The organism is Streptomyces sp. NBC_00306 (assembly GCF_036169555.1).
GTDB lineage: Bacteria > Actinomycetota > Actinomycetes > Streptomycetales > Streptomycetaceae > Streptomyces > Streptomyces achmelvichensis.
The window spans coordinates 5200336-5225166 of sequence record NZ_CP108032.1; the positions used below are offsets into that span (position 1 = coordinate 5200336).

20 protein-coding genes are annotated in these 24831 nt (G+C 69.9%); 8 read left to right on the forward strand and 12 right to left on the reverse strand.

The features are described from left to right. The first annotated feature begins 213 nt into the window (after window positions 1–213). From OHA05_RS23335 to OHA05_RS23350, 4 genes are all read left to right on the forward strand, one after another. Window positions 214–1536 carry a PhoH family protein gene (locus tag OHA05_RS23335; RefSeq protein ID WP_313944367.1) on the forward strand — a complete coding sequence of 441 codons (1323 nt, stop codon included), beginning with the start codon at window positions 214–216 and terminating at the stop codon, window positions 1534–1536. 388 nt (window positions 1537–1924) lie between these two features. Beyond that, complete coding sequence (locus tag OHA05_RS23340; RefSeq protein WP_313944366.1) at window positions 1925–2614, forward strand: transglycosylase SLT domain-containing protein; 690 nt, start codon at window positions 1925–1927, stop codon at window positions 2612–2614. Window positions 2615–2724: 110 nt separating this feature from the next. Further along, entirely contained in the window at window positions 2725–4065 is a 1341-nt protein-coding gene (locus OHA05_RS23345; protein ID WP_313944365.1) for an AI-2E family transporter, read from the forward strand. Beyond that, the gene (locus OHA05_RS23350; protein WP_328861627.1) at window positions 4062–4814 is read left to right on the forward strand and encodes a hypothetical protein; all 753 of its coding nucleotides are present in this window, start codon (window positions 4062–4064) and stop codon (window positions 4812–4814) included. Before OHA05_RS23345 ends, OHA05_RS23350 begins: the two co-directional genes overlap by 4 nt. A 108-nt stretch (window positions 4815–4922) precedes the next feature. Here OHA05_RS23350 and OHA05_RS23355 read toward each other — a convergent pair whose 3' ends face one another. Further along, on the reverse strand, window positions 4923–5456 hold the full coding sequence (locus tag OHA05_RS23355; protein WP_313944363.1) for an alkyl hydroperoxide reductase: 534 nt from the start codon (window positions 5454–5456) through the stop codon (window positions 4923–4925). Between the two features lie 2 nt (window positions 5457–5458). After that, window positions 5459–6013, reverse strand: coding sequence for a peroxiredoxin (locus OHA05_RS23360; RefSeq protein ID WP_327680734.1), 555 nt, complete (start codon window positions 6011–6013; stop codon window positions 5459–5461). Window positions 6014–6154: 141 nt separating this feature from the next. On the opposite strand from OHA05_RS23360, the gene OHA05_RS23365 reads away from it, so the two are divergent. Continuing rightward, the gene (locus tag OHA05_RS23365; protein ID WP_313944361.1) at window positions 6155–7087 is read left to right on the forward strand and encodes a LysR substrate-binding domain-containing protein; all 933 of its coding nucleotides are present in this window, start codon (window positions 6155–6157) and stop codon (window positions 7085–7087) included. Here the strand turns inward: OHA05_RS23365 and OHA05_RS23370 are convergent, their stop codons facing one another. The 5 genes from OHA05_RS23370 to OHA05_RS23390 form a co-directional block, all read right to left on the reverse strand. Continuing rightward, the gene (locus tag OHA05_RS23370) at window positions 7088–9445 is read right to left on the reverse strand and encodes an FtsX-like permease family protein (RefSeq protein ID WP_328861628.1); all 2358 of its coding nucleotides are present in this window, start codon (window positions 9443–9445) and stop codon (window positions 7088–7090) included. It lies immediately after the preceding gene. Continuing rightward, on the reverse strand, window positions 9445–10128 hold the full coding sequence (locus tag OHA05_RS23375) for an ABC transporter ATP-binding protein (protein WP_313944359.1): 684 nt from the start codon (window positions 10126–10128) through the stop codon (window positions 9445–9447). Before OHA05_RS23375 ends, OHA05_RS23370 begins: the two co-directional genes overlap by 1 nt. Next, entirely contained in the window at window positions 10125–10649 is a 525-nt protein-coding gene (locus OHA05_RS23380; protein WP_313944358.1) for a PadR family transcriptional regulator, read from the reverse strand. The genes OHA05_RS23375 and OHA05_RS23380 overlap by 4 nt, the downstream gene beginning before the upstream one ends. A gap of 172 nt (window positions 10650–10821) precedes the next feature. Next, the gene (locus tag OHA05_RS23385) at window positions 10822–11097 is read right to left on the reverse strand and encodes a hypothetical protein (RefSeq protein WP_391840179.1); all 276 of its coding nucleotides are present in this window, start codon (window positions 11095–11097) and stop codon (window positions 10822–10824) included. After that, window positions 11043–11978, reverse strand: a complete 936-nt coding sequence (locus tag OHA05_RS23390; protein ID WP_313944356.1) for an SPFH domain-containing protein — start codon at window positions 11976–11978, stop codon at window positions 11043–11045. Before OHA05_RS23390 ends, OHA05_RS23385 begins: the two co-directional genes overlap by 55 nt. A gap of 287 nt (window positions 11979–12265) precedes the next feature. Between OHA05_RS23390 and OHA05_RS23395 the strand changes: the two genes are divergently transcribed. Then, a complete protein-coding gene (locus tag OHA05_RS23395) occupies window positions 12266–14494 on the forward strand; it encodes a transglycosylase domain-containing protein (protein WP_313944355.1) in 2229 nt (742 codons plus the stop codon). A gap of 75 nt (window positions 14495–14569) precedes the next feature. On the opposite strand, the gene OHA05_RS23400 is transcribed toward OHA05_RS23395, so the two are convergent. From OHA05_RS23400 to OHA05_RS23415, 4 genes are all read right to left on the reverse strand, one after another. Beyond that, window positions 14570–16051, reverse strand: coding sequence for a catalase (locus tag OHA05_RS23400; RefSeq protein WP_413777736.1), 1482 nt, complete (start codon window positions 16049–16051; stop codon window positions 14570–14572). An 86-nt stretch (window positions 16052–16137) separates the two neighbouring features. Then, window positions 16138–17988 (reverse strand): SpoIIE family protein phosphatase, encoded by a 1851-nt coding sequence (locus OHA05_RS23405; RefSeq protein ID WP_313944353.1) that lies wholly within the window; start codon window positions 17986–17988, stop codon window positions 16138–16140. 309 nt (window positions 17989–18297) lie between these two features. Then, on the reverse strand, window positions 18298–18975 hold the full coding sequence (gene fomD / locus OHA05_RS23410) for a cytidylyl-2-hydroxypropylphosphonate hydrolase (protein ID WP_313944352.1): 678 nt from the start codon (window positions 18973–18975) through the stop codon (window positions 18298–18300). Between the two features lie 68 nt (window positions 18976–19043). Continuing rightward, window positions 19044–20438, reverse strand: coding sequence for a class II fumarate hydratase (locus tag OHA05_RS23415; protein WP_328861629.1), 1395 nt, complete (start codon window positions 20436–20438; stop codon window positions 19044–19046). Between the two features lie 135 nt (window positions 20439–20573). Here OHA05_RS23415 and OHA05_RS23420 point away from each other — a divergent pair, with 135 nt between their 5' ends. Beyond that, window positions 20574–22130 (forward strand): ricin-type beta-trefoil lectin domain protein, encoded by a 1557-nt coding sequence (locus OHA05_RS23420; protein WP_328861630.1) that lies wholly within the window; start codon window positions 20574–20576, stop codon window positions 22128–22130. 84 nt (window positions 22131–22214) lie between these two features. On the opposite strand, the gene OHA05_RS23425 is transcribed toward OHA05_RS23420, so the two are convergent. Beyond that, entirely contained in the window at window positions 22215–23912 is a 1698-nt protein-coding gene (locus OHA05_RS23425) for a fumarate hydratase (protein ID WP_313944349.1), read from the reverse strand. 252 nt (window positions 23913–24164) lie between these two features. On the opposite strand from OHA05_RS23425, the gene OHA05_RS23430 reads away from it, so the two are divergent. Then, on the forward strand, window positions 24165–24824 hold the full coding sequence (locus tag OHA05_RS23430) for a DUF1707 SHOCT-like domain-containing protein (RefSeq protein WP_313944348.1): 660 nt from the start codon (window positions 24165–24167) through the stop codon (window positions 24822–24824). Window positions 24825–24831 lie beyond the last annotated feature (7 nt).

A 24831-nucleotide genomic window follows, 5' to 3' on the forward strand; every position in this document is an offset into this window, starting at 1 on the left:
TCCCTTCCAGGTCGACGTCCGATCCACGAACGTCGTATCTCAGTGAGCGGCCGAGACCGCTCACCCGGGAGGCCCTTTGCACACGAAGGAACGCACCCCCTGTGCGGACCGCGCGGAGGGCCGGTGCTCGGCCCGCGCATCGTGGCCAGAGCCCGGCCCAGTCGCCCGCGACGCCGTCGCAGCCCGACCTCGTCCGAGGGGGTACGTCCTTCCGTGGTGAACAGCACTAAGCGCCGCATGCCCGACAGGCGCACTTACGTTCTCGACACCAGCGTCCTGCTGGCCGACCCGAACGCCATGACCCGCTTCGACGAGCACGAAGTCGTGCTCCCGATCGTGGTCATCACGGAGCTGGAGGCAAAGAGGCACCATCCGGAACTCGGCTACTTCGCCCGTCAGGCCCTGCGCCTGCTGGACGACTTCCGAATCCGGTACGGACGCCTCGACGCCCCCATCCCCATGGGCGACCTCGGCGGCACGATCCGTGTCGAGCTCAACCACTCCGATCCCGGCGTCCTTCCGGCCGGCTTCCGATTGGGGGACAACGACTCACGGATCCTGGCGGTAGCGCGCAATCTCCAGGCCGAGGGGTACGACGTCACGGTCGTCTCCAAGGACCTGCCTCTGCGGATCAAGGCCTCCTCCGTCGGTCTGCTGGCCGAGGAGTACCGCGCCGAGCTCGCCATCACCGACTCCGGCTGGACCGGAATGGCGGAGATGTCGCTCTCGGCCGAACAGGTCGATCTGCTCTACAGCGAGGAGACGCTCTACGTCCCCGAGGCGGCCGAGCTGCCCGTCCACACCGGACTGGTCCTTCAGTCCGAGCGCGGCAAGGCGCTCGGCAGGATCACGGCCGAGGGCAACGTCCGGCTCGTGCGCGGTGACCGGGAGGCCTTCGGCATCCACGGCCGCAGCGCCGAGCAGCGCATCGCCCTCGATCTGCTCCTCGACCCGGACGTCGGCATCGTCTCGCTCGGCGGCCGGGCCGGCACCGGAAAGTCGGCCCTCGCGCTGTGCGCGGGACTCGAAGCGGTCCTGGAGCGCCGACAGCACCAGAAGGTGATGGTCTTCCGGCCGCTGTACGCGGTGGGCGGGCAGGAGCTCGGTTATCTCCCCGGCACCGAGGCCGAGAAGATGAGCCCCTGGGCGCAGGCCGTCTTCGACACGCTCTCCGCCGTGGCGGGCCGTGAAGTGATCGAGGAGGTCCTGGGGCGCGGCATGCTCGAGGTCTTGCCGCTCACCCATATCCGGGGCCGCTCGCTGCACGACGCGTTCGTCATCGTGGACGAGGCCCAGTCCCTCGAGCGGAACGTCCTGTTGACCGTTCTGTCCCGAATCGGGGCCGATTCCCGGGTTGTTCTCACGCACGACGTGGCACAACGGGACAATCTGCGCGTGGGGCGGTACGACGGAGTCGTCGCCGTGGTCGAGAAGTTGAAGGGCCATCCGCTGTTCGCGCACGTCACCCTCACCCGGTCCGAGCGGTCGCAGATCGCCGCGCTGGTGACCGAAATGCTCGAGGAAGGCCAGATCTAGCACCGAATAAGGCAGTTGGCGCCGCCCGGCAGACGCAAGAGCGTAGCCGGGCGGCGTCGTGCTGTGCGCCGCTTTCCGTAAAACTCCTGGGGCAAACGGCGTGTGAGCTTTCACACGCAACGAAGAATTGCCTTGCGGCGTCGGCTTCCGGCAGAGTCTTGCTTCCGTCAGGCCCCGCATACGACACACCCGCACCACCCGTGGTGCACCGCAACACACAACTCAAGACCTGCCGTCGTGTGCCGCCCGCGAGCTTCATGGGCTCTCCCGTAGGGGAGTTGCCCACCGGGCCAGCGCCTCCTGTGACCCCATGCAGTGAGGAGGCCAGCGCCAGGGGCACGATTCGTACGCGAGGTCACCCATGCGCGCGATGCTGGAAGGAAACCGTGTGAGCCGGATCTCGGTCCGGGGATTCGCCGTGGCGTCAGCCACCGCGGTCACCACCGTCGGAGCTGTAGTGGGCGTTGCCTCGGGCAACACCCAGCCCGCGGGCGACACGCTCGAGGCGACGGCCGCCGACGCGACTCTCCTCGCAGACATTCCCATGGGCCAGCAGGCCCAGGTTCAGGTCTCCTCCCTCGCGGAGCAGGCCGACGCCCAGGCCGCCGCCGCCGACGCGACGGCCAAGAAGTCCGCCGAGGAAGCTGCCCGCATCGAGGCCGCCAAGACCGCCAAGGCGAAGAAGGAAGCCGCCGAGGAGAAGGCCCAGGCCGAGCGCGAGAAGGAAGAGCGGGCCAACCGCGACTCCGTGCGCGACGCTTCGAGCTTCTCCGCGAAGGGCTCCTACTCCGTCGCCGAGGTCCAGGCGATCGCCCGGCAGATGGTCCCCGCCGACCAGTTCCAGTGCTTCAGCAACATCGTGGACCACGAGTCCACCTGGAACTACCGCGCGCAGAACCCCTCGTCCGGTGCGTACGGTCTCGTCCAGGCCCTGCCCGGCTCGAAGATGTCCTCGGCCGGCGCCGACTGGCAGACCAACCCGGCCACCCAGATCAAGTGGGGCCTCAACTACATGAACGAGCGCTACGACAGCCCCTGCGGCGCGTGGTCGTTCTGGCAGGCCAACAACTGGTACTAGAGCCGTCGCTCAACTTCACGCGGCCCCTCACCGTCCTACGGTGAGGGGTTTCGTGCGTGTACCGTCGTCCGGGATGCGTGGGGGGAGCAGTGGGGGGAAGAGAGAAGATCATGTCAAGACTGCCAGGCTGGCTCGCGGGGCTGGGCGCCGGAATCACCCGTGCGTCACAGCGGCTGGACGAGCGCCGCAAGGAAGCAGCGGCCGGTGACCTCGCCGACGAGGTCGTCGTGCCCACCCCCCGCCCCGAGCGGATCCCGGCGCCGCCCTCGTACGCCCCGGCGGTCGCGGCCAAGCCCGACCCCGTCTCCGCCATCCCGTGGGGCATGCGCGTCGCGGCGGAGGCCGGCTGGCGGCTCCTCGTACTCGCGGGCACGCTCTGGGTGTTGATGAGGATCATCAGCGCCGTCCAGCTGGTGGTGCTCGCCTTCGTCGCGGCACTGCTCGTCACCGCGATGCTCCAGCCCACCGTGGCCCGGCTGCGCCGGCTCGGTCTGCCGCGCGGGCTCGCCACCGCGGTCACCGCGATCGCCGGGTTCGTCATCATGGGCCTGGTCGGCTGGTTCGTGGTGTGGCAGGTCATGGACAACCTCGACAACCTCTCCGACCGTGTCCGGGACGGCATCGAGGAGCTCAAGCGCTGGCTGCTGGACAGCCCGTTCCATGTCACCGAGTCGCAGATCAACGACATCGCCAAGAACCTCAGCGACACGATCGGCACCAACACCGAGGAGATAACGTCCGCCGGCCTTCAGGGCGTGACGGTGATGGTGGAGATCCTCACCGGCATCCTGTTGGCGATGTTCTCCACGCTCTTCCTGCTCTACGACGGGAAGCGCATCTGGCAGTGGACGCTGAAGCTGGTCCCGGCGCAGGCCCGCGAGGGAGTCGCCGGAGCCGGGCCGCGGGCATGGCGCACTCTGACCGCGTATGTGCGCGGCACGGTGATAGTCGCCCTGATCGACGCGATATTCATCGGTATCGGCATCTATTTCCTCGATGTCCCGATGGCCGTGCCGCTCGCCGTGTTCATCTTCCTGTTCGCCTTCATCCCGCTCGTCGGCGCGGTCATCTCGGGCGCTCTGGCGGTCGTCGTCGCGCTCGTCACCCAGGGCGTGTTCACCGCCCTGATGGTGCTGATCGTCGTCCTGGCCGTGCAGCAGATCGAGGGGCACGTACTGCAGCCCTTCATCCTGGGACGCGCGGTCCGGGTGCATCCCCTCGCCGTCGTCCTCGCGGTCGCGGCCGGCGGCCTGACCGCCGGCATCGGCGGAGCGGTGGTCGCGGTGCCGCTGGTGGCCGTGACCAACACCGTCGTCGGCTATCTGCGGGTGTACAGCCAGGAACAGGCCCTGCTCGCCACCTCCGCGCCGCACGACGCGGCGGTCGTCGAGGTGGCGCCTGGCGCCGTGGCCGTTCCCGAGGGGACGCCGGAGCCGCAGGAGCGCGAGTGATCTCCGAGCCGGAACTGGTCGGTGACGAGGAGCCGTTCGGCGAGCCGGAGATCCCCGGTCAGCGGAAGGACGACGCGGGGGACCGGGACGCCGCCGCGGAGACCGTCACGGCGGCGGACGAGTCGTGGTTCCGGCGCCCGCCCCCGCAGGCCTGGCGGTGGGCCCTCGGTGGCGCGCTGGTGGCCTCGGCGGTGTGGGCGGCCGGTCTGTACGTCCACGAGAGCCGGGGCCCGGACATGGGCGCCTACCGCGAGAGCCGCAACCTCTGCCTCGACACGGAGGTGAAGGCGCTGTCCACCACCCTGGGCAAGGTGGACTCCCCGCGGCCGTCCGGGCGCGAGCACGCGGCCCGGGACATGGCGACCTGCTGGATCCACCTGGTGGACTCCGCCGCGAAGGAGGCGGACCAGCACACGCCCACGACGGTGTTCGTCACATACGCGCTGCACAAGAAGACGGACCCGGGGCCGGAGTTCGAGGCCGACGTGGGCACGGACATGTTCTTCGGTGACACCGAGATCGCCATGGAGCGGGTCGACGGGCTGGGCGAGCGCGCCTACTTCGTCCGGTCCGGCGGTTCCGGCATCCCGGGCCTGCATGTGCTGGACGGGCAGGCCGTCCTCACCATGACCGTGTCGCCCGGCGCCCTGTCCGGAGCGGACAGCGACGTCACCCCGACCGACGCGTCGGAGATCAGGCCCTTCATGGTCGAGGACATGCGGGCGCTGATGGCGAAGCTCCGGAGCTGACCGGGCGGATCCGGGAAAGCCCCGAGCCATGACAGACGAGAAGGGCCCCTGCCGGTCCGATGCCGGCGAAGGCCCTTCTCGTACATCCGTTGTCCCTCGGCTGCTCGCCTACTCGGCGAGGACGGCCTCGGCGTCCAGCGTCGTTCCGACCGCCTGGATCACCGCGGCGATCTTGAAGGCTTCCTGGACCGTCTCGCGGTCCACGCCCGCCTTGCGCAGCACCTGCTCGTGCGAGTCCAGGCACTGGCCGCAGCCGTTGACGGCGGAGACGGCGAGCGACCACAGCTCGAAGTCGACCTTCTCCACACCCGGGTTGCCGATGACGTTCATCCGCAGGCCCGCGCGCAGCGTCCCGTACTCCGGGTCCGACAGCAGGTGCCGGGTCCGGTAGAAGACGTTGTTCATCGCCATGATTGCGGCGGCGGACTTGGCGGCGGTGTACGCCTCGGGGGAGAGGTTCTCCCGGGCCTCCGGCTCCAGCTCGCGCAACACCTTCGGCGAGCGCGAGGCGATCGCGCAGGCCAGCACGGTGCCCCACAGCTGCTGCTGCGGGAGGTCGCTGTTGCCGATGACCGAACCGAGGTTCAGCTTCAGGTCCTTGGCGTAGTCCGGCAGCGCGGACTTGAGCTCATCGAGTGCCATGATCACTCACCGGCCAGCAGCTTGACCGGGTCGAGGGTCTCGTCGCCGGACTTCCAGTTGCAGGGGCACAGCTCGTCGGTCTGCAGGGCGTCGAGCACCCGCAGGACCTCCTTGGGGTTACGGCCGACGGAGCCGGCGGTCACCATCGTGAACTGGATCTCGTTGTTCGGGTCGACGATGAAGACGGCGCGCTGGGCGAAGCCGTCCTCGCCCTCGATGCCGAGGTCGCGCATCAGCTCGTGCTTGGAGTCGGCCATCATCGGGAAGGGCAGGTCACGCAGATCGGCGTGGTCCTTGCGCCAGGCGTGGTGGACGAACTCGGAGTCACCGGAGAAGCCGAGAATCTGAGCGTCGCGGTCGGCGAACTCGTCGTTCAGCTTGCCGAAGGCGGCGATCTCGGTGGGGCAGACGAAGGTGAAGTCCTTGGGCCACGCGAAGACGACCTTCCACTTGCCCTCGTAGGACTTGTGGTTGATCACCTCGAACTCCTTGCCGGTCTCCAGCGAGACGCAGGAGGTGAGTTCGTACGTGGGGAACTGGTCACCGACAGTGAGCACGCGCTCTCCTTGCAAAACATGGAATTCCCTTTTGGGGCATTCCAGGGGGTTGGACGGATCTTGATCCTGGCACAGAGTGCATTGATCAAAGAAATAGCTAGACTCGGTCGCCGCGATCGGAGGTAGCTATCAGTGGGTGGCATGAACAGGGGCAAACAGCCGAGCCTCGCACAGCTGCGTGCCTTCGCGGCCGTGGCCGAGCATCTGCACTTCCGGGACGCGGCGGCATCAATCGGGATGAGTCAGCCGGCACTCTCCGGAGCCGTCTCCGCGCTGGAGGTGGCACTGGGTGTCCAGCTCGTCGAGCGCACGACCCGCAAGGTGCTGCTGTCGTCCGCCGGTGAGCGGCTCGCCGCCCGGACCCGGGCGGTGCTGGACGCGGTCGGTGAGCTGATGGAGGAGGCCGAAGCGGTACGGGCGCCGTTCACCGGAGTGCTCCGGCTCGGCGTGATCCCCACGGTCGCGCCCTATCTGCTGCCGAACGTCCTGCGCCTGGTGCACGACAAGTACCCCGCGCTGGACCTCCAGGTCCACGAGGAGCAGACCACCTCGCTGCTGGAGGGTCTGGCGGCGGGCCGGCTCGATCTGCTGCTGCTCGCGGTCCCCCTCGGCGTCCCCGGCATCGAGGAACTCCCGCTGTTCGACGAGGACTTCGTCCTCGTCACCCCGGAGGACCACTGGCTCGGAGGTCGCCAGGACATACCGCGCGAGGCGCTGCGCGAACTCCCGCTGCTTCTGCTCGACGAGGGCCACTGTCTGCGCGACCAGGCCCTCGACATCTGCAGGGAGGCCGGCCGCAGGGACGGCACACCGGTGACGACCACCGCCGCCGGGCTCTCCACCCTGGTGCAGCTGGTCGCCGGCGGACTCGGCGTGACCCTGCTGCCGCGTACGGCGGTCGACGTGGAGACCGGCCGCGGCGGTCTCCAGACGGGGTGGTTCGCCGACCCTGCCCCCGCACGCCGCATCGCCCTGGCGATGCGCTCGGGAGCGGCACGCCAGGGCGAGTTCGCGGAGTTCGCACAGGCGCTGCGGGACGCGATGCGCTCCCTGCCCGTACGGGTCCTCGGCTGACTACTCCGTACGCAGCCCGTCGGGGCGCATCAGGCGCCACAGCACGGGCAGGCTGAGAAGCGTCACCAGCAGGATCAACGCGGCGCCGACGGCGTTGACCGGCAGGAACGCCCACCAGTCCTCGACCTGCTTGTCCACCATCCTCAGCAGCACCAGACCGAGGCCCACCCCGCCGCCGGTCGCCAGGGTCAGGCCCAGCACGATCGGCACGGCCGTCTGCCACAGCACCGACCAGCTCAGTGTGGCGCGCCGGGTGCCGAAGGCGACCAGCACCGACAGCAGCCGCTTGCGGTCGCGCAGTTGCTCCAGCGTGGAGACGAGCATGGACGCGGCGATCAGCAGCATCGTGGCGGTCGCTCCGACGAACAGCCCGGTGCGGACGCTGGAGTACTGACTGTCGCGCTCGAAGTTCTGCAGCGTGTTGACGGACGTCAGCGGGTCGATGGCGGCGGCCGTGTTGCGGGCGTACTCGGCCGCGTCCGGCACCGCCGGATCGAGCTTGATCATCGTCCTGGCCTCGGGAGACATCAGCGCCTTGACGTCGATCGCCGACGGTGTGGCCATGATGCCGAAGGCCAGGTCCCCCATCGGATCGGGGCGCGAATCCACCGTGCGGGCCGATTCCGGTACCCGCCACAGGGCGGGCGCGGGGCGTGTGGTCCTCCCCTGGCTCCACTGCTCCGGATGGAGGTTGACCTGGGCGCCCGCCCGAGCGGTCTTGGCGAGGTAGTCGTCGGGCGGTCCCTCACCCTCGGGCGTTCGAACGATGAAGACATCGCCGTCCCGGCACGAGGAGATCTTCGCCAGTTCCTTCAGGGAGGGGCAGTCGCCGACGGTCAGCTGGGTGGTGGGGATGAAGTCCTCACCCGCACGCTGCGGCCCCGGCCGCTCGACGCCCGCCTCGATGAACCCGACCACACCGACGACGCCCTTGGTCCGCGCGTACTCGTCGATCATGCCGCGGGCCAGGGTGCCGTTCTTGGCCGGCACCCTCGTCTCCAGCTGTGCGCGGGCCGAGTCCATCCCGGTCGGTCGCATGAAGTCGTTCTGCACGGCGGTCAGCAGCATCTGGAGCGCGATCGCACCCGCCGCCGCGACCACGATGCCGCTCACCGCCCGGGCCGCCGTGCCGCTGCTCAACTGGAGCCTGCGTACGGCAAGTTGCCAGGCCACCGGTCCGCCCCGGAGCCGGCCGACGACCGCCTCCACCAGCCACGGGAGCAGCGAGGTGATGCCGATCAGCACCAGCATGGCGCCGGCGGCGATCTGGTACGTGGCGATGCCGGTCTCCTCCATGCCGATGCTCCCCGACTGGGGCAGCAGCAGCGCGACACCGACGGCCGGGAGCAGCAGACGCCACCACAGCCGGCGCCGCCGCGGAGCCGCGTCGCGGACGACGCCGAGCGGCTCGATGGACACACGGCGCAGCGCGGAGAGGGTGACACCGATCGCGGAGGCGGGCACCGCGATGAGGATCAGTACGGTCAGCCAGAGGCTCGGGACGATGTCGGAGGGAAAGGCGTTGACGTCCCAGACGGTCACCGAACCGGCGAGCTGCCGCAGCCATGCGAAGAGCGCGGCGCCGGTGGCGAGACCCAGCAGAGCTCCGCCCAGGGACTCGCCCGCCGCGATGCGCCGGGTCATGGCCTGGTCCGCACCGACCAGGCGCAGAGCGGCCAGCCGGCGGTCACGCTGCTCGCCGCCGAAGCGCACGGCGGTGGCGATGAACACGGCGACGGGCAGGATCAGGGCGACGCAGATCATCACGACGATCAGCAGCAGCACCGCGTTCAGCGGATCGCCGGGGCTCGCGTCGCCGTAGTGGTCCGCCCGGCCCTCCGCGCCGGTCTCCAGGCTGACGGGACTGCCGGCGTAGTAGAGGAGCTCGGCCCGCCCGGTCAGCCCTTCCTTGCCGATGGTCGCTCCGACCTTGTACGGCAAGCGGTCCTTCAGCAGGGAGCCGCCCGGGGAGTCGAGCAGTTCGGCCAGCGCGGGGGAGATGGCCATCTCGCCGGGAGCGGGGAGTTCCGTGAGGCCCGCAGGTGCGGGGGCGTCGCCGCCGTCGGGACGGATCACGAGGCCGTTGACGGTGTCACCGCGGTACAGCGTGCTGGTCCGGTTGAAGAGGAAGGAGCTGCTCGACCGCTGCGCCTCGTCGAGGCTCACCGCGCGGGCGATCGCGCGGTCGTCACGCGTCTGCAGAAGGCCCGGCACGGACGCGGCGAACAGCAGCATGGCGACGCCGAGTCCGACGCCCAGTGCGGTGAGGGCGGTTCGGGTCCAGCCGGGCCGCCCGCCGGTGACGGCGAACCGGAGACCCAGCGTCAGGTCCCGTATCCAGGGGGAGCCGCGGTTCATCAGACGCCCGCCATGTCGCGGACCCTGCCGTCGCGGACGACGACCTCGCGGTCGGAGTAGGCGGCGACCCGGGCCTCGTGGGTGACGAGGACGACCGCGGTGCTCGACTCGCGGGCCGCGTCGGTCAGCAGCTGCATCACCCGCTCGCCGTTCAGCGAGTCCAGCGCGCCGGTCGGCTCGTCGGCGAACAGCACGCGTGGCGATGTGACCAGGGCACGGGCCACGGCGACCCGCTGGCCCTGACCGCCCGACACCTCGCCGGGCCGCGCGCCGCTCACGTCGGCGATCTCCAGGCGCTCCATCCACTCCGCGGCGGTGCGCTCCGCGGCCTTGCGCCGCGTGCCGCTGAGCCGCAGGGGCAGGGCCACGTTCTCCAGGCAGGTCAACTCCGGTACGAGCTGGCCGAACTGGAACACGAAGCCGAACTCGGTACGCCGCAGTGTGCTGCGCTGCGCGTCCGACATCGCGGTGAGGTCGCGCCCGCCGTAGCGGATGGAGCCCGAGTCGGGCGGAACGATCCCGGCCAGACAGTGCAGCAGCGTCGACTTGCCGGAGCCGGAGGGGCCCATCACGGCGACGACCTCACCGGGGTGGATGGAGAACGAGGCCCCGGCGAGGGCCGGGGTCGAGCCGTACGCCTTGTGCAGGTCATCGGCCACGAGCAGGGAGCCGGCCGGGGTCATGCGCCGACCTCCTTCGCGAGCTGCCCGAGCCGGGCGGCGGTCAGTTCGAGCCAGCGCAGATCGGCTTCGAGGTGGAAGAGGGCGTGATCGCAGATGAGCTGGTCGGCGAGGTCGCCGCGGCGCTTGCGGTCGGTGAGGACACGCATCAGCCGCAGATGCTCGGCGCGCTGCCTGTCGAGCAGATCGGCCGCGCTGCGGCCGGTGAGCAGGGCGAGGACGACCTTGGTGTACAGGGTCGACTGGAGATACGGCTCCGGCTTCTCCGGCTCGGCGAGCCACTGCGAGACGTCGGTGATCCCGGCGTCGGTGATGGCGTAGCGCTTGCGCTCGGGCCCGCCGCCCGCCTCGACCCCGTCGACCTCGACGAGTCCGTTCTTCAGGAGCCGGGACATGGTCGAGTAGACCTGCCCGTAGTGCAGGGGCCTGTCGTGGCCGAACTTCTCGTCGAAGGCGCGCTTGAGGTCGTAGCCGTGGCGCGGGCCGGACTCGAGGAGTCCGAGGAGGGTGTGACCGATGGACATGCGGAGCACTCTACACACGGCGTATACATGGTGTGTATAGCCGGGGTGTAGAGCCATGTGAGGGACCTGTGGGGGAGACGGACCTCGCTCCCTGCGCGCGGCAGGCGACCCGTCCCCAGTGCCACGAAGGAGCGGACCCGCGCGGTCGCGCGCGGGTCCGCTGTCCTTGTCCCTACTCCTGCTGTTCCTCCGGCCGGGTGGCCGGCGGGCGGCCCCTCTTCGGGATCGGGCGGGCCGTGGAGGGCAGCCGGCCCGCGTCCGACAGGGCCCTGCGCAGCAGGAACTCGATCTGCGCGTTGGCGCTGCGCAGTTCGTCGGACGCCCACCGGGCCAGTGCCTCGTACACCGCCGGGTCCAGCCGCAGCAGCACCTGCTTCCGCTCGGGCGGGGGCGTCACTGGTAGAGCGTGCCCGTGTTGAGGACCGGCTGCACCGACCGGTCGCCGCACAGCACCACCATCAGATTCGACACCATGGCCGCCTTGCGCTCCTGGTCCAGCTCCACGATCTCCTGCTCGGTCAGCCGGGCCAGCGCCGCCTCGACCATGCCGACCGCGCCGTCCACGATCTGCCGCCGTGCGGCGACCACCGCACCCGCCTGCTGGCGCTGGAGCATCGCGGAAGCGATCTCGGGCGCGTAGGCGAGATGCGTGAAGCGGGACTCGATGATGTGCACACCCGCCGCGTCCACCCGGGCGCGCAGCTCCACCGCGAGCTTCTCGGTGATCTCCTCCGCGTTGCCGCGCAGCGACAGGTCCTCCTCGTCGTGCGCGTCGTAGGGGTACTCGATCGCGATGTGCCGCACGGCCGCCTCCGTCTGGGTGGAGACGAACTCCAGGAAGTCGTCCACCTCGAACATGGCCTGGGCGGTGTCCTCCACCTTCCAGACCACCACGGCCGCCAGTTCGATGGGGTTGCCGTAGGCGTCGTTGACCTTCAGGACCGCGGTCTCGTGGTTCCGTACGCGCGTCGAGATCTTGCTCCGCGAGGTGAGCGGATTGACCCAGCGCAGCCCGTCGGTGCGGATCGTGCCGCGGTAGCGCCCGAAGAGCTGGACGACCCGCGCCTCGCCAGGCGCCACCATGTTGAGCCCGCACATCGCGAAGAAGGCGGCGATCGCCACGACGACGCCGATCGTGATGAGGGCCACCTTCAGTGCGGTCGAGCCGGACGCGGAGCCGGCGATCACGAGCACGACCCCGGCCGCGAGCCCGAGCAGGCCGAGGAGCAGGGCGAGACCGCCGCCGATGCTGTGAGCAGGGACTTCCCGGACCTGCGGAGCAGGCATCTCGGGTACGTCGTCGGGTGTTGTCGATCCGGCGGCAGACATGTGCGCTCCCCGTTTCCCGGGCAGGGCAGCCCTGTCGGAGGCAGCCCTGCCAGCTAGCAAAGTGATAACACTTTATCGCCTGCCGCAACCCTCCGCACCCCTCGTGAGTCGGTTCCATGAGACGGGGTGCTGATTGTCACGTCCGGAAAAGGCCGGATCGGTAGCCGTTTGTCTGGGTGACCGGTGTTAGCTTTCTGAGCTGCTTCCGGTCGGAGCCCGGAAGGCACCACCCACCACCAGCACCAGGGCGACGACGGACAGAGACCGAAGAGCGGAGCGGACGAGCGATGGGTCGAGCGGAAGCGCGACAGGCCCGGCAGCGCGGAGCGCGCCGGGGGAACAGAGCCGGGCGGACGGGCATACGACGCTTCTTCACCTGGAGGAAGCTGCTGGGCACCTTCCTCGGCTTCTGCCTGCTCGTCCTGGGTGCGTTCTTCATCATCTATCTGCTCGTCCCCGTGCCCTCGGCCAACGCCCAGGCCGAGATGCAGAGCAACGTCTACAAGTACAGCGACGGCAAGGTCCTCACCCGCACCGGCAAGATCAACCGCGAGATCGTGCCGCTGGAGAAGATCCCGAAGAGCGTCCAGTACACCTTCGTCGCCGCGGAGAACAAGACGTTCTTCAAGGACTCCGGCATCGACTTCAAGGGCACCACCCGCGGTGTGCTCAACACCCTCCGGGGCAAGGGCAAGCAGGGTGGCTCGACCATCACGCAGCAGTACGTCAAGAACTACTACCTGAGCCAGGAACAGACGGTCACCCGCAAGCTCAAGGAGCTGGTGATCTCCCTCAAGGTGGACCAGAAGCAGGACAAGCACGAGATCCTCGCCGGGTACATCAACACCAGCTACTACGGCCGCAACGCCTACGGCATCCAGGCCGCCGCCCAGGCCTACTACGGTGTCGACGCCTCGAAACTGACCGTCAGCCAGGGCGCGTACCTCGCCGCCCTGCTCCAGGCCCCGAACCAGTACGACTGGGCGATCGCGTCGGACACCGGCAAGAAGCTGGTCACCCAGCGCTGGAACTACGTGCTGGACAACATGGTCGAGGAGGGCTGGCTGGAGAGCTCGGTCCGCCAGGGCCTGACGTTCCCCGTGCCCAAGCCCCCCAAGGCCGCTCCCGGCCTGGAGGTGGGCCAGACCGGGTACCTCGTCGACGCCGCCGAGGCCGAGATGGAGCGCATGGGCATCTCCGAGGAGGAGATCAAGGCCGGCGGCTGGACGATCACGCTCAACATCGACCGCAAGCGCCAGCAGGCCCTGGAGAAGGCCGTCGCCAAGCAGCTGGAGGCCAAGCTCGACCGCAAGGGCGACAAGGCCGACGCCACCGTCCAGGCGGGCGCCACCTCCGTCGACCCGAAGACCGGCAACGTCCTCGCGCTCTACGGCGGCGTCGGTGCCACCGAGCACTGGCTCTCCAACGCCACGCGCCGCGACTACCAGCCGGCGTCGACCTTCAAGCCCGTCGTCCTCGCCTCGGCCCTGGAGAACGGTTCCGAGACCCAGGACGGCCGCCCGATCGGCCTCCAGACCCGGTACGACGGCACCAGCAAGCGCCCGGTCGAGGGCAGCGACGTCGCCTTCGCGCCGGAGAACGAGGACGACAAGGACTACGGCCAGGTCAGCGTCCAGCGCGCCACCAACAGCTCGATCAACTCCGTCTTCGCGCAGATGATCGTCGACGTCGGCCCGCCCGAGGTGAAGAAGACCGCGCTCGACCTCGGTATGACGGACGGCGACGGCTGGCCCGAGCAGCCGGCGATGTCGCTCGGCACGATGGGCGCCTCCACCTGGGACATGGCCGCGGTCTACGCGAGTCTGGACGCTCACGGCAAGAAGATCACGCCGACGATCGTGAAGTCGGCCGAGCGCGAGGGCCGCGAGGCCGAGCGCAAGGTCGATCCGGTCGGCGGCCAGGTCATCAGCCGGGAGGCCGCGGACACCGTCACCGCCGCCATGACGGGCGTCGTCCGCAGCGGTTCGGGTGTGAACGCGGCCGGCGACTACCAGGCGGCCGGCAAGACGGGCACCTCGGAGAACAACCGCTCGGCGTGGTTCGTGGGCTACACCCCCGAGATCGTCACCGCCGTCGGCCTGTTCGGCGAGCAGTCCGACGGCACCGGCCAGGTCACCCTGACCAACACCGTCAACGAGGGACGCGCCAACGGCGGTGGAGTCCCGGCCAAGATCTGGAAGGCGTACACGACCGGTGCGCTCGGCGGCGGTTCGGACGCGCGGTTCGACCTCGACGTCGACGAGTCCGCGACGGCCGAGCCCACCCCCACACCGACGCCCACGCCGACCCCCTCGCCCACGGAGTCCGAGACGGACGAGCCCGACGACTCGCCGACCCCGACCCCGACGGAGTCGGAGACCGAGCCGCCGACGGGGGACCCGACCCCGACGCCGACCAAGTCGCCGTCCGGTCCGCCGAGCTTCACCCCGCCGCCCGACCCGGGTGACGGCGATCCGGGCGACCCGGACGAGCCGGGCCTCAACCTCAGGCCCTGACAGCGGCACTGTGCCCGCGGACCCGGATGCCGGGTGCCGCGGGCACTGTCGTGCGGGGATCGGTCCTGAAGTCGGTCAGCCGCCGTTCACCTGGTTGGCGATGCGGTCGCCGAGATTCTTGTCGATGTTGCGCCAGTACTGCAGCGCCCGCTGCTGGACCGGCTTGGTGACACCGCCGAGGAGATGGCCGCTGACGTTCGACGCCAGCCGCTCGCGGGCCGCGTCGTCGAGCACTTCACGGACCATCGTGCCCGCCTGGCCGAAGTCGTCGTCCTCACGGTGCGGCTTGTACGCCTCGCGCACCATCTCGCCCGCGGTGGCCCACCCGGCGGGGTCGCCGAAGCGCTGGTAGTCGGCCGCGGGACCGCCGTACGAGTTCGGCGCGTACGGCATGGCCGCGTTCGACGGCACGTACCGCATCGGCCCGTCCTTGGCGTAGGAGTTCACGCCGGAGTGCGGACGGTTGGGCGGCAGCTGCGCGTAGTTCGGGCCGATCCGGTACCGGTGCGTGTCCGGGTAGGAGAACAGCCGGCCGAGCAGCATCTTGTCCGGCGACGGACCGATGCCCGGCACCATGTTGGACGGCTCGAACGCAGCCTGCTCGATGTGGATGAAGTAGTCGTCGGGGTTCTTGTTCAGCGTCATCCGTCCGACGTCGATCAGGGGGTAGTCGCCGTGCGGCCACACCTTGGTCAGGTCGAAGGGGTTGAAGCGGTAGTCGGGCGCGTCGTCGAAGGGCATGACCTGCACCTTCAGGGTCCACGACGGCGCGTCGCCCGACTTGATCGACTCGTACAGATCGCGGCGGTGCTTGTCCGCGTCCGACCCGGCCAGCTCGTCGGCCTCGGCCTGGGTCAGATAGTCGATGCCCTGGTCGGTCTTGAAGTGGTACTTCACCCAGAACCGCTCGCCACCGGCGTTGATCCACATGAAGGTGTGCGAGCCGTAGCCGTTCATGTGCCGGTAGGTCTTGGGTACGCCCCGGTCGCCCATCAGCCAGGTCACCTGGTGTGCCGACTCGGGGGAGAGGGTCCAGAAGTCCCACTGCATGTCGTTGTTGCGCAGCCCGGTGACCGGGTGGCGCTTCTGGGACCGGATGAAGTCCTGGAACTTGATCGTGTCCCGTACGAAGAAGACCGGCGTGTTGTTGCCGACCAGGTCGTAGTTGCCGTGCTCGGTGTAGAACTTCAGCGCGAAGCCGCGGGGGTCGCGCCAGGTGTCGGGCGAGCCCTGTTCACCGGCGACGGTCGAGAAGCGGGCCAGCATCTCGGTGCGCTTGCCCGGCTGGAACATGTCCGCCCTGGTGAACTGGCTGACGTCATTGGTGACTTCGAAGAAGCCGTACGCCCCCGATCCCTTCGCATGGACCACTCGCTCCGGCACCCGTTCACGGTTGAACTGGGCCATTTTCTCGATGAGGTAGTGGTCCTGGAGCAGGATCGGGCCGTCGGCCCCGACGGTGAGCGAATGCTCGTCGCTCTCCACGGGGATGCCGACGTTGTTGGTCGTGTACGGAGTCGCGGGGGATGACTCGGTCACGAGCGTCCTCCCATTCATTGGGGAATGTGGTCGCTTCGGCCGTGTGCCCCACTTAACTCCGCAGATGCGATGTCGGCAACATTTGGACAGGGTCCAGATTTGGCCTACGTACGAGTGGGCAGCTCGAACCAGACGACCTTGCCGGTCGACAGCCGGGTCGCTCCCCACCGCCTGGCCAGCCGGTTCACCAGGAACAGCCCTCGTCCGCCCTCGTCCGTGTCCCGTGCCCGGCGCTGCCGCGGCAGCTGCGGGGAATCGTCCCCGACCTCGCATCGCAGGACGTCCGTCCGCAGCAGCCGCAGGGTCACCGGCCGCTCCGCGTACCGCACGGCATTGGTCACGACCTCGCTGACCAGCAGCTCCACCGAGTCGCTCAGCTCCTCCAGCCCCCAGCGGGCCAGGGCCCGGCGGGCGAGACGGCGGGCCCGGCTCGGTGCCGCGTCCTCCGGCTCCAGGAACCAGTAGGCGACGTCACTCGGCGCGATCCCGTCGAAACGGGCCGCGAGCAGCGCGATGTCGTCGTCCCGGTCGCCCGGGCCGAGCATGTCCAGCACGTCGTCGCAGAGCGCTTCCAGCGGCGGCGAGTGGTCCGGTCCGGTCAGCTGGGCGGTGGCGGCCAGCCGCTCCCGCAGCTGCTCGATCCCCGTCCACACGTCCCGCAGCCGGGACTCGACCAGGCCGTCCGTGTACAGCAGCAGCGTCGCTCCGGCCGGGGCGTCCAGCTCCACGGCCTCGAAGTCGACCCCGCCGACGCCGATCGGCGCCCCCGGCGGCACACGCAGCACCTCGGCCCGCCCGCCCAGATGCAGCAGGATGGGCGGCGGGTGGCCCGCGTTCGCGATGGTGATGCGGTGCGAGACCGGGTCGTACACCGCGTACATGCAGGTCGCCATGCGGTCGGTGCCGAGCCGCTGGGCCTGCTCGTCGAGGTGGTGCAGCACCTCCTGCGGCGGCAGATCGAGCCCTGCCAGCGTCTGGGCCGTGGTGCGCAGCTGTCCCATGATCGCGGCCGAGGTCATCGAGTGGCCCATGACGTCGCCCACGACGAGTGCCACCCGGCTGCCCGGCAGCGGGATCGCGTCGTACCAGTCACCGCCGACGCGGGCCGTCTCGGCCGCCGGCAGATAGCGCGAGGCGAGCCGGACGCCGGTCGGCTGGGGCAGCGAGTCCGGCAGCATCGTGCGCTGGAGCTCATCGGCGATGTACGCCTCGCGCCCGTACAGCACGGCCTTGTCGATGCCGAGCGCCGTGTGCGTCGCCAGCTGCGCGGCGACCAGTAGATCGTTCGGCTCGAAGGCGGGCCGGTCCGGCCGGCGCAGGAAGACGGCAGCACCGATCACCCGCCGCCGCCCGCGGAGCGGGGCGAGTATCGCCCGATGGCCGTTCGGCACGGTCCGGTCCGCGCCGAGCAGCTCGGGCAGGGCGGCCCTCGCCGCCGCGGAGTCGCCGAACACGGGCCGCACACCGCGCAGCACCTCGGACAGCGCCCCGCCGGAACGGACCTCGCACAGCTCGGCGGCCGGCGTGAGGTCGTTGTGCGGGTCGATCACGGGGATGGGCCCCGAGCTGCCCAGATCGGCGTCCTCTTCTGCTAAACGCAGCCGGTCCGTACGGCGCAGCCGCAACACGAACGGCGAGATGGGACGCTCGTCACCGACCGGCAGCGGGTCCCGCAGATAGACCAGGATCGCGTCCGAGAACGTCGGCACCGTCGCCCGGCACAGTCCGAGGACGATCTCGTCGAGGTCGATGCCCCGTGCGATCCGCCGGGTCGCTGCTCCCACGAAACGCAGCCGGTCACCCTCGCGCCGGGCCGTGCCCGCCAGGTCCTGCGGCGGGCCGCTCGGCGAGGGAACGGCCGACGGACCGGTCGCCTCCGCCCGCGGCCGGGTGCGTTCCTGCGACCGGGCAGCCAAGGGCTGCCGGCCTTCGTGGGAGGTGGGCTGCTCCGTCACGCGTGGGCTTCCGTCCGTCCGGGCCGGTGGTGCGATGCATTCGCCTCTTGAGGCGGTATACCCGCTCTGCGGGTGGGGGCGACAGGGTGGCAGGCATCCGGCACAGCTCCACCCCCTGGTGATGATTCCGAGATGACTTACGGTCAGGTCAGGTGCTGCGCTCAACAGTTGCGGTAACGGCGCAGCCTTGCGGACGACGATCCTACGTTTGCCCCCAGGGGGCGCATCAAGAGTCTCACGAGGTCGTATGCGCCGGAGCGTGTTCCTGGACGGGAGTCAGTCACATCGCATCTGCGACTGCGGCCCTGTTCAGGACGTCAGCTGCACGGCCGCACGGGCCCAGTCCGCGGGCAGCTCCGGCACCCGCCAGGCGGGATCGGGGCGCCAGTGCTCCCAGCCGTCGGAGAACGGCGCTCCCCAGGCCCGTACGGCCCGCAGGGCCTCCTCGCCCGCCAGGCGCACCCGCTCGGCCTTCTCCGGGCCGATCAGGCCCACCCGCTGCGCCTGGTCGAACTCGTCCTCGTCGTGCCAGCGCCAACTCCGGTCGGGATCGACCGAGATGTCCAGAAAGTGATCCTCCGAGTCGATGCCGCCCGACCAGCGGGTGCGGGGCTCCTCGAGGTTCACGTACCAGTTCTTGAACCGCCAGCCCGGCTCCCAGAAGAGCCAGACCGACCACGGTTCGCCGGGTCTGGCCAGTTTCAGCACCCCGGTGCCGAACCAGTGGCCGCGGGTGACCGTGCGGGGAGCCGTGTAGCGGGTGGCGAGCGGCTCCTCGTGGACGGGAGTGCCGTTCGCGAGCACCGGCTTCACGCACTCCGTCCCCGGCGCGAGCCACACCGCGAGCGCCTCGTCGGTGTCCTGCACGACGGTCACCGGGCGGCAGATGTGGACGCCCTGACCCGTCAGATCCGGGGCATGGCCGCGATAGCGCCAGAGGATGTGGTCCCCGGGCGTCCAGCGTTCGATGCGTTCCGAGCCTTTCATGAGGAGATCTTAGGAGTACCGCCCGCGCGACGCCGCGACCCGGGTGGCGGGCGTGTGGCGGGCGGGCGTCAGGGCCGGGTCATCCGCAGCACGTCAAGGGCCTCGTCGAGCTGCTCCAGGGTCAGCGCTCCCCGCTCCACATAGCCGGATTCGAGCACGACCTCACGGATCGTCTTCCGCTGCGCGAGCGACTTCTTGGCGACCTTCGCGGCCTCCTCGTAGCCGATGTACTTGTTGAGCGGAGTGACCACGGAGGGCGAGGACTCGGCGTACTCACGGGCGCGCTCGACATGCGCGGTGACGCCGTCGACCGTGCGGTCCGCGAGCAGCCGGGCGGCGTTGCCGAGCAGCCGGACCGACTCCAGCAGGTTCTTGGCGATCACCGGGAGCATCACGTTCAGCTCGAAGTTCCCCGCGGCGCCGGCCACGGCGACCGTGGTGTCGTTGCCGGTGACCTGGGCGGCCACCATCAGGACTGCCTCCGGGATCACCGGATTGACCTTGCCCGGCATGATCGAGGAGCCGGGCTGGAGATCGGGCAGGCTGATCTCGGCGAGACCCGTGCGCGGTCCGCTCGCCATCCAGCGCAGATCGTTGCAGATCTTGGTGAGTGAGACGGCGATGGTGCGCAGCTGCCCGGAGGTCTCCACCAGGCCGTCGCGCGCTCCCTGCGCCTCGAAGTGGTCGCGGGCCTCGGTCAGCGGCAGTCCGGTGGAACGGGCCACCTCGGCGATGACGGCGGCCGGGAAGCCGGGCGGGGTGTTGATGCCGGTACCCACCGCCGTACCGCCGAGGGGGAGTTCGGCGAGCCGGGGCAGGGACGACTTCAGCCGCTCCACGCCGTACCGGATCTGCGCGGCATAGCCGCCGAACTCCTGGCCCAGCGTCACGGGTGTGGCGTCCATCAGGTGCGTACGCCCGGACTTGACCACGTCCGCGAACTCGGCCGCCTTGCGCTCCAGCGCCTCCGCCAGGTGCTCCAGGGCCGGGATCAGGTCCCGGGTCACGGCGGCGGTGGCGGCGATGTGGATGGAGGAGGGGAAGACGTCGTTGGACGACTGCGAGGCGTTCACATGGTCGTTGGGGTGCACCGGCCGGCCGAGCCGCTCGGTGGCGAGGGTGGCGAGGACCTCGTTGGTGTTCATGTTGGACGACGTCCCGGAACCGGTCTGGAAGACGTCGACGGGGAAGTGCTCGTCCCAGCGGCCTTCCGCCACCTCGGCCGCGGCCTCCGCGATGGCCTGCGCCATGTCCTTGTCCAGGACGCCGAGTTCGGCGTTGACCCGCGCCGCGGCCGCTTTGATGTGCGCCAGGGCCTCGATGTGCGACCGTTCGAGCCGCTGCCCCGACACGGGGAAGTTCTCCACCGCGCGCTGGGTCTGGGCCCGCCACTTGGCGTGTGCGGGCACCCGCACCTCGCCCATGGAGTCGTGCTCGATGCGGTACTCGCTCGCGTCGGACATCGGTGTCCTACCTCCTGGCTCTGCCGTCCGGGTCCCGAACCCCCGAAAAACTTGAGCACTTGTCTTGTTCTGCCTATTCCCCATTGCGCTACCTGCCAGTAAATACCCGGAGCAACCACATACCGGGGAGGCGCAATGCTGCATCTGTTCGGGGGAAGATCCCCCTGCCCGCGCAGCACCACGCACAGACTCCGTCGTACCGTCGCGGTCACCGCCGCGCTCGCGGCCGGTCTCGGCGGACTGGCGGTCACCGCACCCGCGGCCACCGCCGGCCAGACCCGCACCACCGCATCCGTACCCCTCCCGCCCGAGCTGGAGGCCATCCGGGCGGCCGAGGCCGTCAAGCTGTACGGCACCCCCGCGGAGCGCCCGTTCGACGAGCGCAGGACCGGCCTGATCTCGCTGGGCGACAGCGAGATCTCCGGGGAGGGCGTCGGCACCTACGAGCCGGGCACCAACGGCCCCGACAACTGGTGCCATCGCTCGCCCGAGGCCGCCATCCACCGTACGGGCATCGCCGCGGACGTCACGTACAACGTCGCCTGCTCCGGAGCGGGCACCGGAAACATCCGGATCGGCGGCTCCAAGCAGCACGCCGACGAACTGGTCCAGAGCGACAACCTGGCCGTCAAGGCGCGCAACACCCGTATCAAGATGGTCCTGTTGGTCGCCGGGGCCAACGACGACCTGCAGTTCGGTCCGGTGATGACCGACTGCGTGATCCGCTTCGTGACCTTCCAGGGGCCCTGTGAGCCGAAGTACGCGCCCGGCTGGCAGGCGCGGGTCGACGGTCTCGTCCCCAAGGTCGAGCAGACCGTGCGCGACCTGCGCACGGTGATGCGCGACGCCGGGTACGCCGACGGCGACTACCAGCTGGTCGTCATGGGCTACCCGAGCCCGATCGGCCCGGACTTCCGCGACAACCCGCAGTTCCCGGGCAAGCTGCTGTGCGGCGGAATGGGCTACGACTCCGACACCGTGTGGGGCCGCAACACCGCGGTCCCGGCCTTCGAACGCGGGATGCGCCAGGTGGCGCGCTCCACCGGAGCCGTCTATCTCGACAACTCCCGGCTCTTCCACGGCCACGAGGTCTGTATGCAGGAGCCCTGGGCACGCGGCCTCTACATCGACCTCAGCCTGCCCTTCCCGCCGGACTCCAACTCCGTGCGCCAGTCCTTCCACCCCAATGCGCGCGGCCATGCGGCCTTCGCCTCCTGCCTGACCCAGCTCTACAACTCGGGTCTGCGTGAGGCGAGTTGCGCACCGGCGGCATCGGGACAGAATCCGGCCCTGTACGCGGGCGCCTGGGACGACGCCTTCAAGCCCCTGAAGAACGAGGGCACCGGGTCCTGCGCGGACGTCTCGGGCGCGGTCACCCGCAACGGCTCCGGTGTCGTCGGCTGGGACTGCCACGGCGGCCGCAACCAGGGCTGGTGGTTCGACGGAGCGCGCGGCTCGCTGCTCACGGAGCTGACGCAGGACCGCTGCGTGGACGTGCCACGGGGGCAGTACACACCGGGAGCGGCCCTGGTCCTGTGGGACTGCTCGGGTGCGGCGAACCAGCGCTTCGTCCGCACCGCGGGCACGCTGCGTCCCGCCGAGGCGCAGGGGCTGTGTGTGACGCACGCGGCCCCACGGGAGCCGTTGCGGCTCCAGCCGTGCTCGGGCGCCGCGACACAGCGCTTCAGCTGATCGCGGGCCCGGTCTGAGGGATCGGAGCAACTCCCGCTGCCCGCACCGTCCTTCGGGCGGTCCGGGCAGCGGGAGGCGAGCCGCTTACAGGCCGGGGCCGCGCACCGGGATGGAGGTGAACGTCGGCGCGGGAGCCGGCTCCGTGAAGAAGTCGTTGCCCTTGTCGTCGACCACGATGAAGGCCGGGAAGTCCTCCACCTCGATCTTCCAGACGGCTTCCATGCCGAGCTCCTCGTACTCGAGGACCTCGACCTTCTTGATGCAGTCCTGCGCGAGGCGTGCGGCCGGTCCGCCGATGGAGCCCAGGTAGAAGCCGCCGTGCGTGCCGCACGCGTCCGTCACCTGCTTCGAGCGGTTGCCCTTGGCCAGCATGACCTTGGAGCCGCCCGCCGCCTGGAACTGCTCGACGTAGCTGTCCATCCGGCCGGCCGTCGTCGGGCCGAAGGAGCCGGAGGCGTAGCCCTCGGGGGTCTTCGCCGGACCGGCGTAGTACACCGGGTGGTCCTTGAGGTACTGCGGCATGTCCTCGCCCGCGTCCAGCCGCTCCTTGATCTTGGCGTGCGCGATGTCGCGCGCCACGACCAGCGGGCCGGTCAGCGAGAGCCGGGTCTTGACCGGGTACTTGGTCAGCTCGGCGAGGACGTCGTCCATGGGCCGGTTGAGGTCGATCTCCACGACGTCACCCGCCTCGGCGGACTCGCCGAGGTGCTCGTCCGTCGTGTCCGGGAGGAAGCGCGCCGGGTCGGTCTCCAGCTGCTCCAGGAACACACCCTCCGCCGTGATCTTCGCGGTGGCCTGGCGGTCCGCCGAGCAGGAGACGGCGATCGCGACGGGCAGCGACGCGCCGTGGCGGGGGAGCCGGACGACCCGGACGTCGTGGCAGAAGTACTTGCCGCCGAACTGCGCGCCGATGCCGATCTTCTGCGTGAGCTCGAAGACCTTCTCCTCCAGCTCCTTGTCACGGAAGCCGTGCCCCGTGGGGGAGCCCTCCGCCGGCAGCTCGTCGAGGTAGTGGGCGGAGGCGTACTTGGCGGTCTTCAGCGCGAACTCGGCGCTGGTGCCGCCGACGACGATGGCCAGGTGGTACGGCGGGCACGCGGCCGTGCCCAGCGAACGGATCTTCTCCTCCAGGAACTTCATCATGGAGGCCTCGTTCAGGACGGCCTTGGTCTCCTGGTAGAGGAACGACTTGTTGGCGGAACCGCCGCCCTTGGCCATGAAGAGGAACTTGTACGCGCCGCCGTCGGTCGCGTACAGCTCGATCTGGGCCGGCAGGTTGGACCCGGTGTTCTTCTCCTCCCACATGGTGAGCGGAGCCATCTGCGAGTACCGCAGGTTGAGCTTGGTGTACGCGTCGAAGATGCCGTGGGAGAGGGCTTCCTCGTCGCCGCCCTCGGTGAGGACGTTCTGGCCGCGCTTGCCCATCACGATGGCCGTACCGGTGTCCTGGCACATGGGCAGCACGCCGGCGGCGGCGATGTTCGCGTTCTTCAGCAGGTCGAGCGCGACGAACTTGTCGTTGGAGGAGGCCTCCGGGTCGTCCACGATCCGGCGCAGCTGGGCGAGGTGGGCGGGCCGCAGGTAGTGCGAGATGTCGTGCATGGCCTCGGCGGCGAGCGTGCGCAGCGCCTCGGGCTCGACCTTGAGGAAGGTACGACCGTCGGCCTCGAAGGTGGAGACGCCCTCGGCGGTCACCAGCCGGTAGGGCGTGGTGTCCTCTCCCAGCGGGAGCAGATCGGAGTACGCGAACGCAGGGCTCGGTGGGCGGGAGACAGAGGGCATTACGGCCATTCCTCACTCGGCAGACAGCAGCGCCGCCTCCGTTGGCGGCGCGCTCCCAGCGTAGAACGGCCCTCGGGTCCCGAGCTTGTGAGGTAAGGCTCACCCGGCGCCCGGGCGCCTCGCGACGCGGATCGCACGCACCAGACCTTCCCCCTGCGCCCTGCGGGCGTGGGGGACCCCCACTCACCGATCCGGCCTGATCCACACGACAGGCCCTAGTCGCGATCTATCGCGTTTCGCTAGGCTGGTTCCGTGGACCTCGAAAAGCAGCCCCAGAAGCCCGTCGTCCCCGCGGAGCCCGGCGCGGGGATCCGCGCGTCCGACGCCGACCGGGACCGGATCGCCGACATCCTCCGGGACGCCCTGGCGGAGGGCCGGCTGGACGCCGAGGAGCATGCCGAGCGGATCGACGCCGCCTACCGGGCCAAGACCGTCGGCGAACTCGAACCGCTGGTCCAGGACCTGCCCGCGACCCGCAGGAGCGGCGAGTCCGGTGCGTACGCCTACGGGCCGGAGGCGCCTGCCGGGCCCGCCGAGAACCTGATCGCCGTCTTCTCCAGCTCCGTGCGCAAGGGCCGCTGGCGCGTCGGCCGCCGCACCAACGCCTTCTCGCTCTTCGGGAGCATCGAGATCGACCTCACCGAGGCCCTGTTCGAGCAGCGGCTCACGGTGATCAACGCGACGGCCATCTTCGGCAACGTCGAGGTGCGGGTGCCCGAGAACATCTCGCTGCGCGGCAGCGGCACCGGTTTCTTCGGCAACTTCGAGGTGCTCACCCTGGAGTCGGCCGACCCCGAGGCGCCCGTGGTCGTCGTCAACGGATACACGGTTTTCGGCAATGTCGAAGCCAAGCCGAAACGCGGCCGGCGGGTCTCCGACCTCCACGATCGCCTGCGGAAACACTTCCGCTGACGTCCGC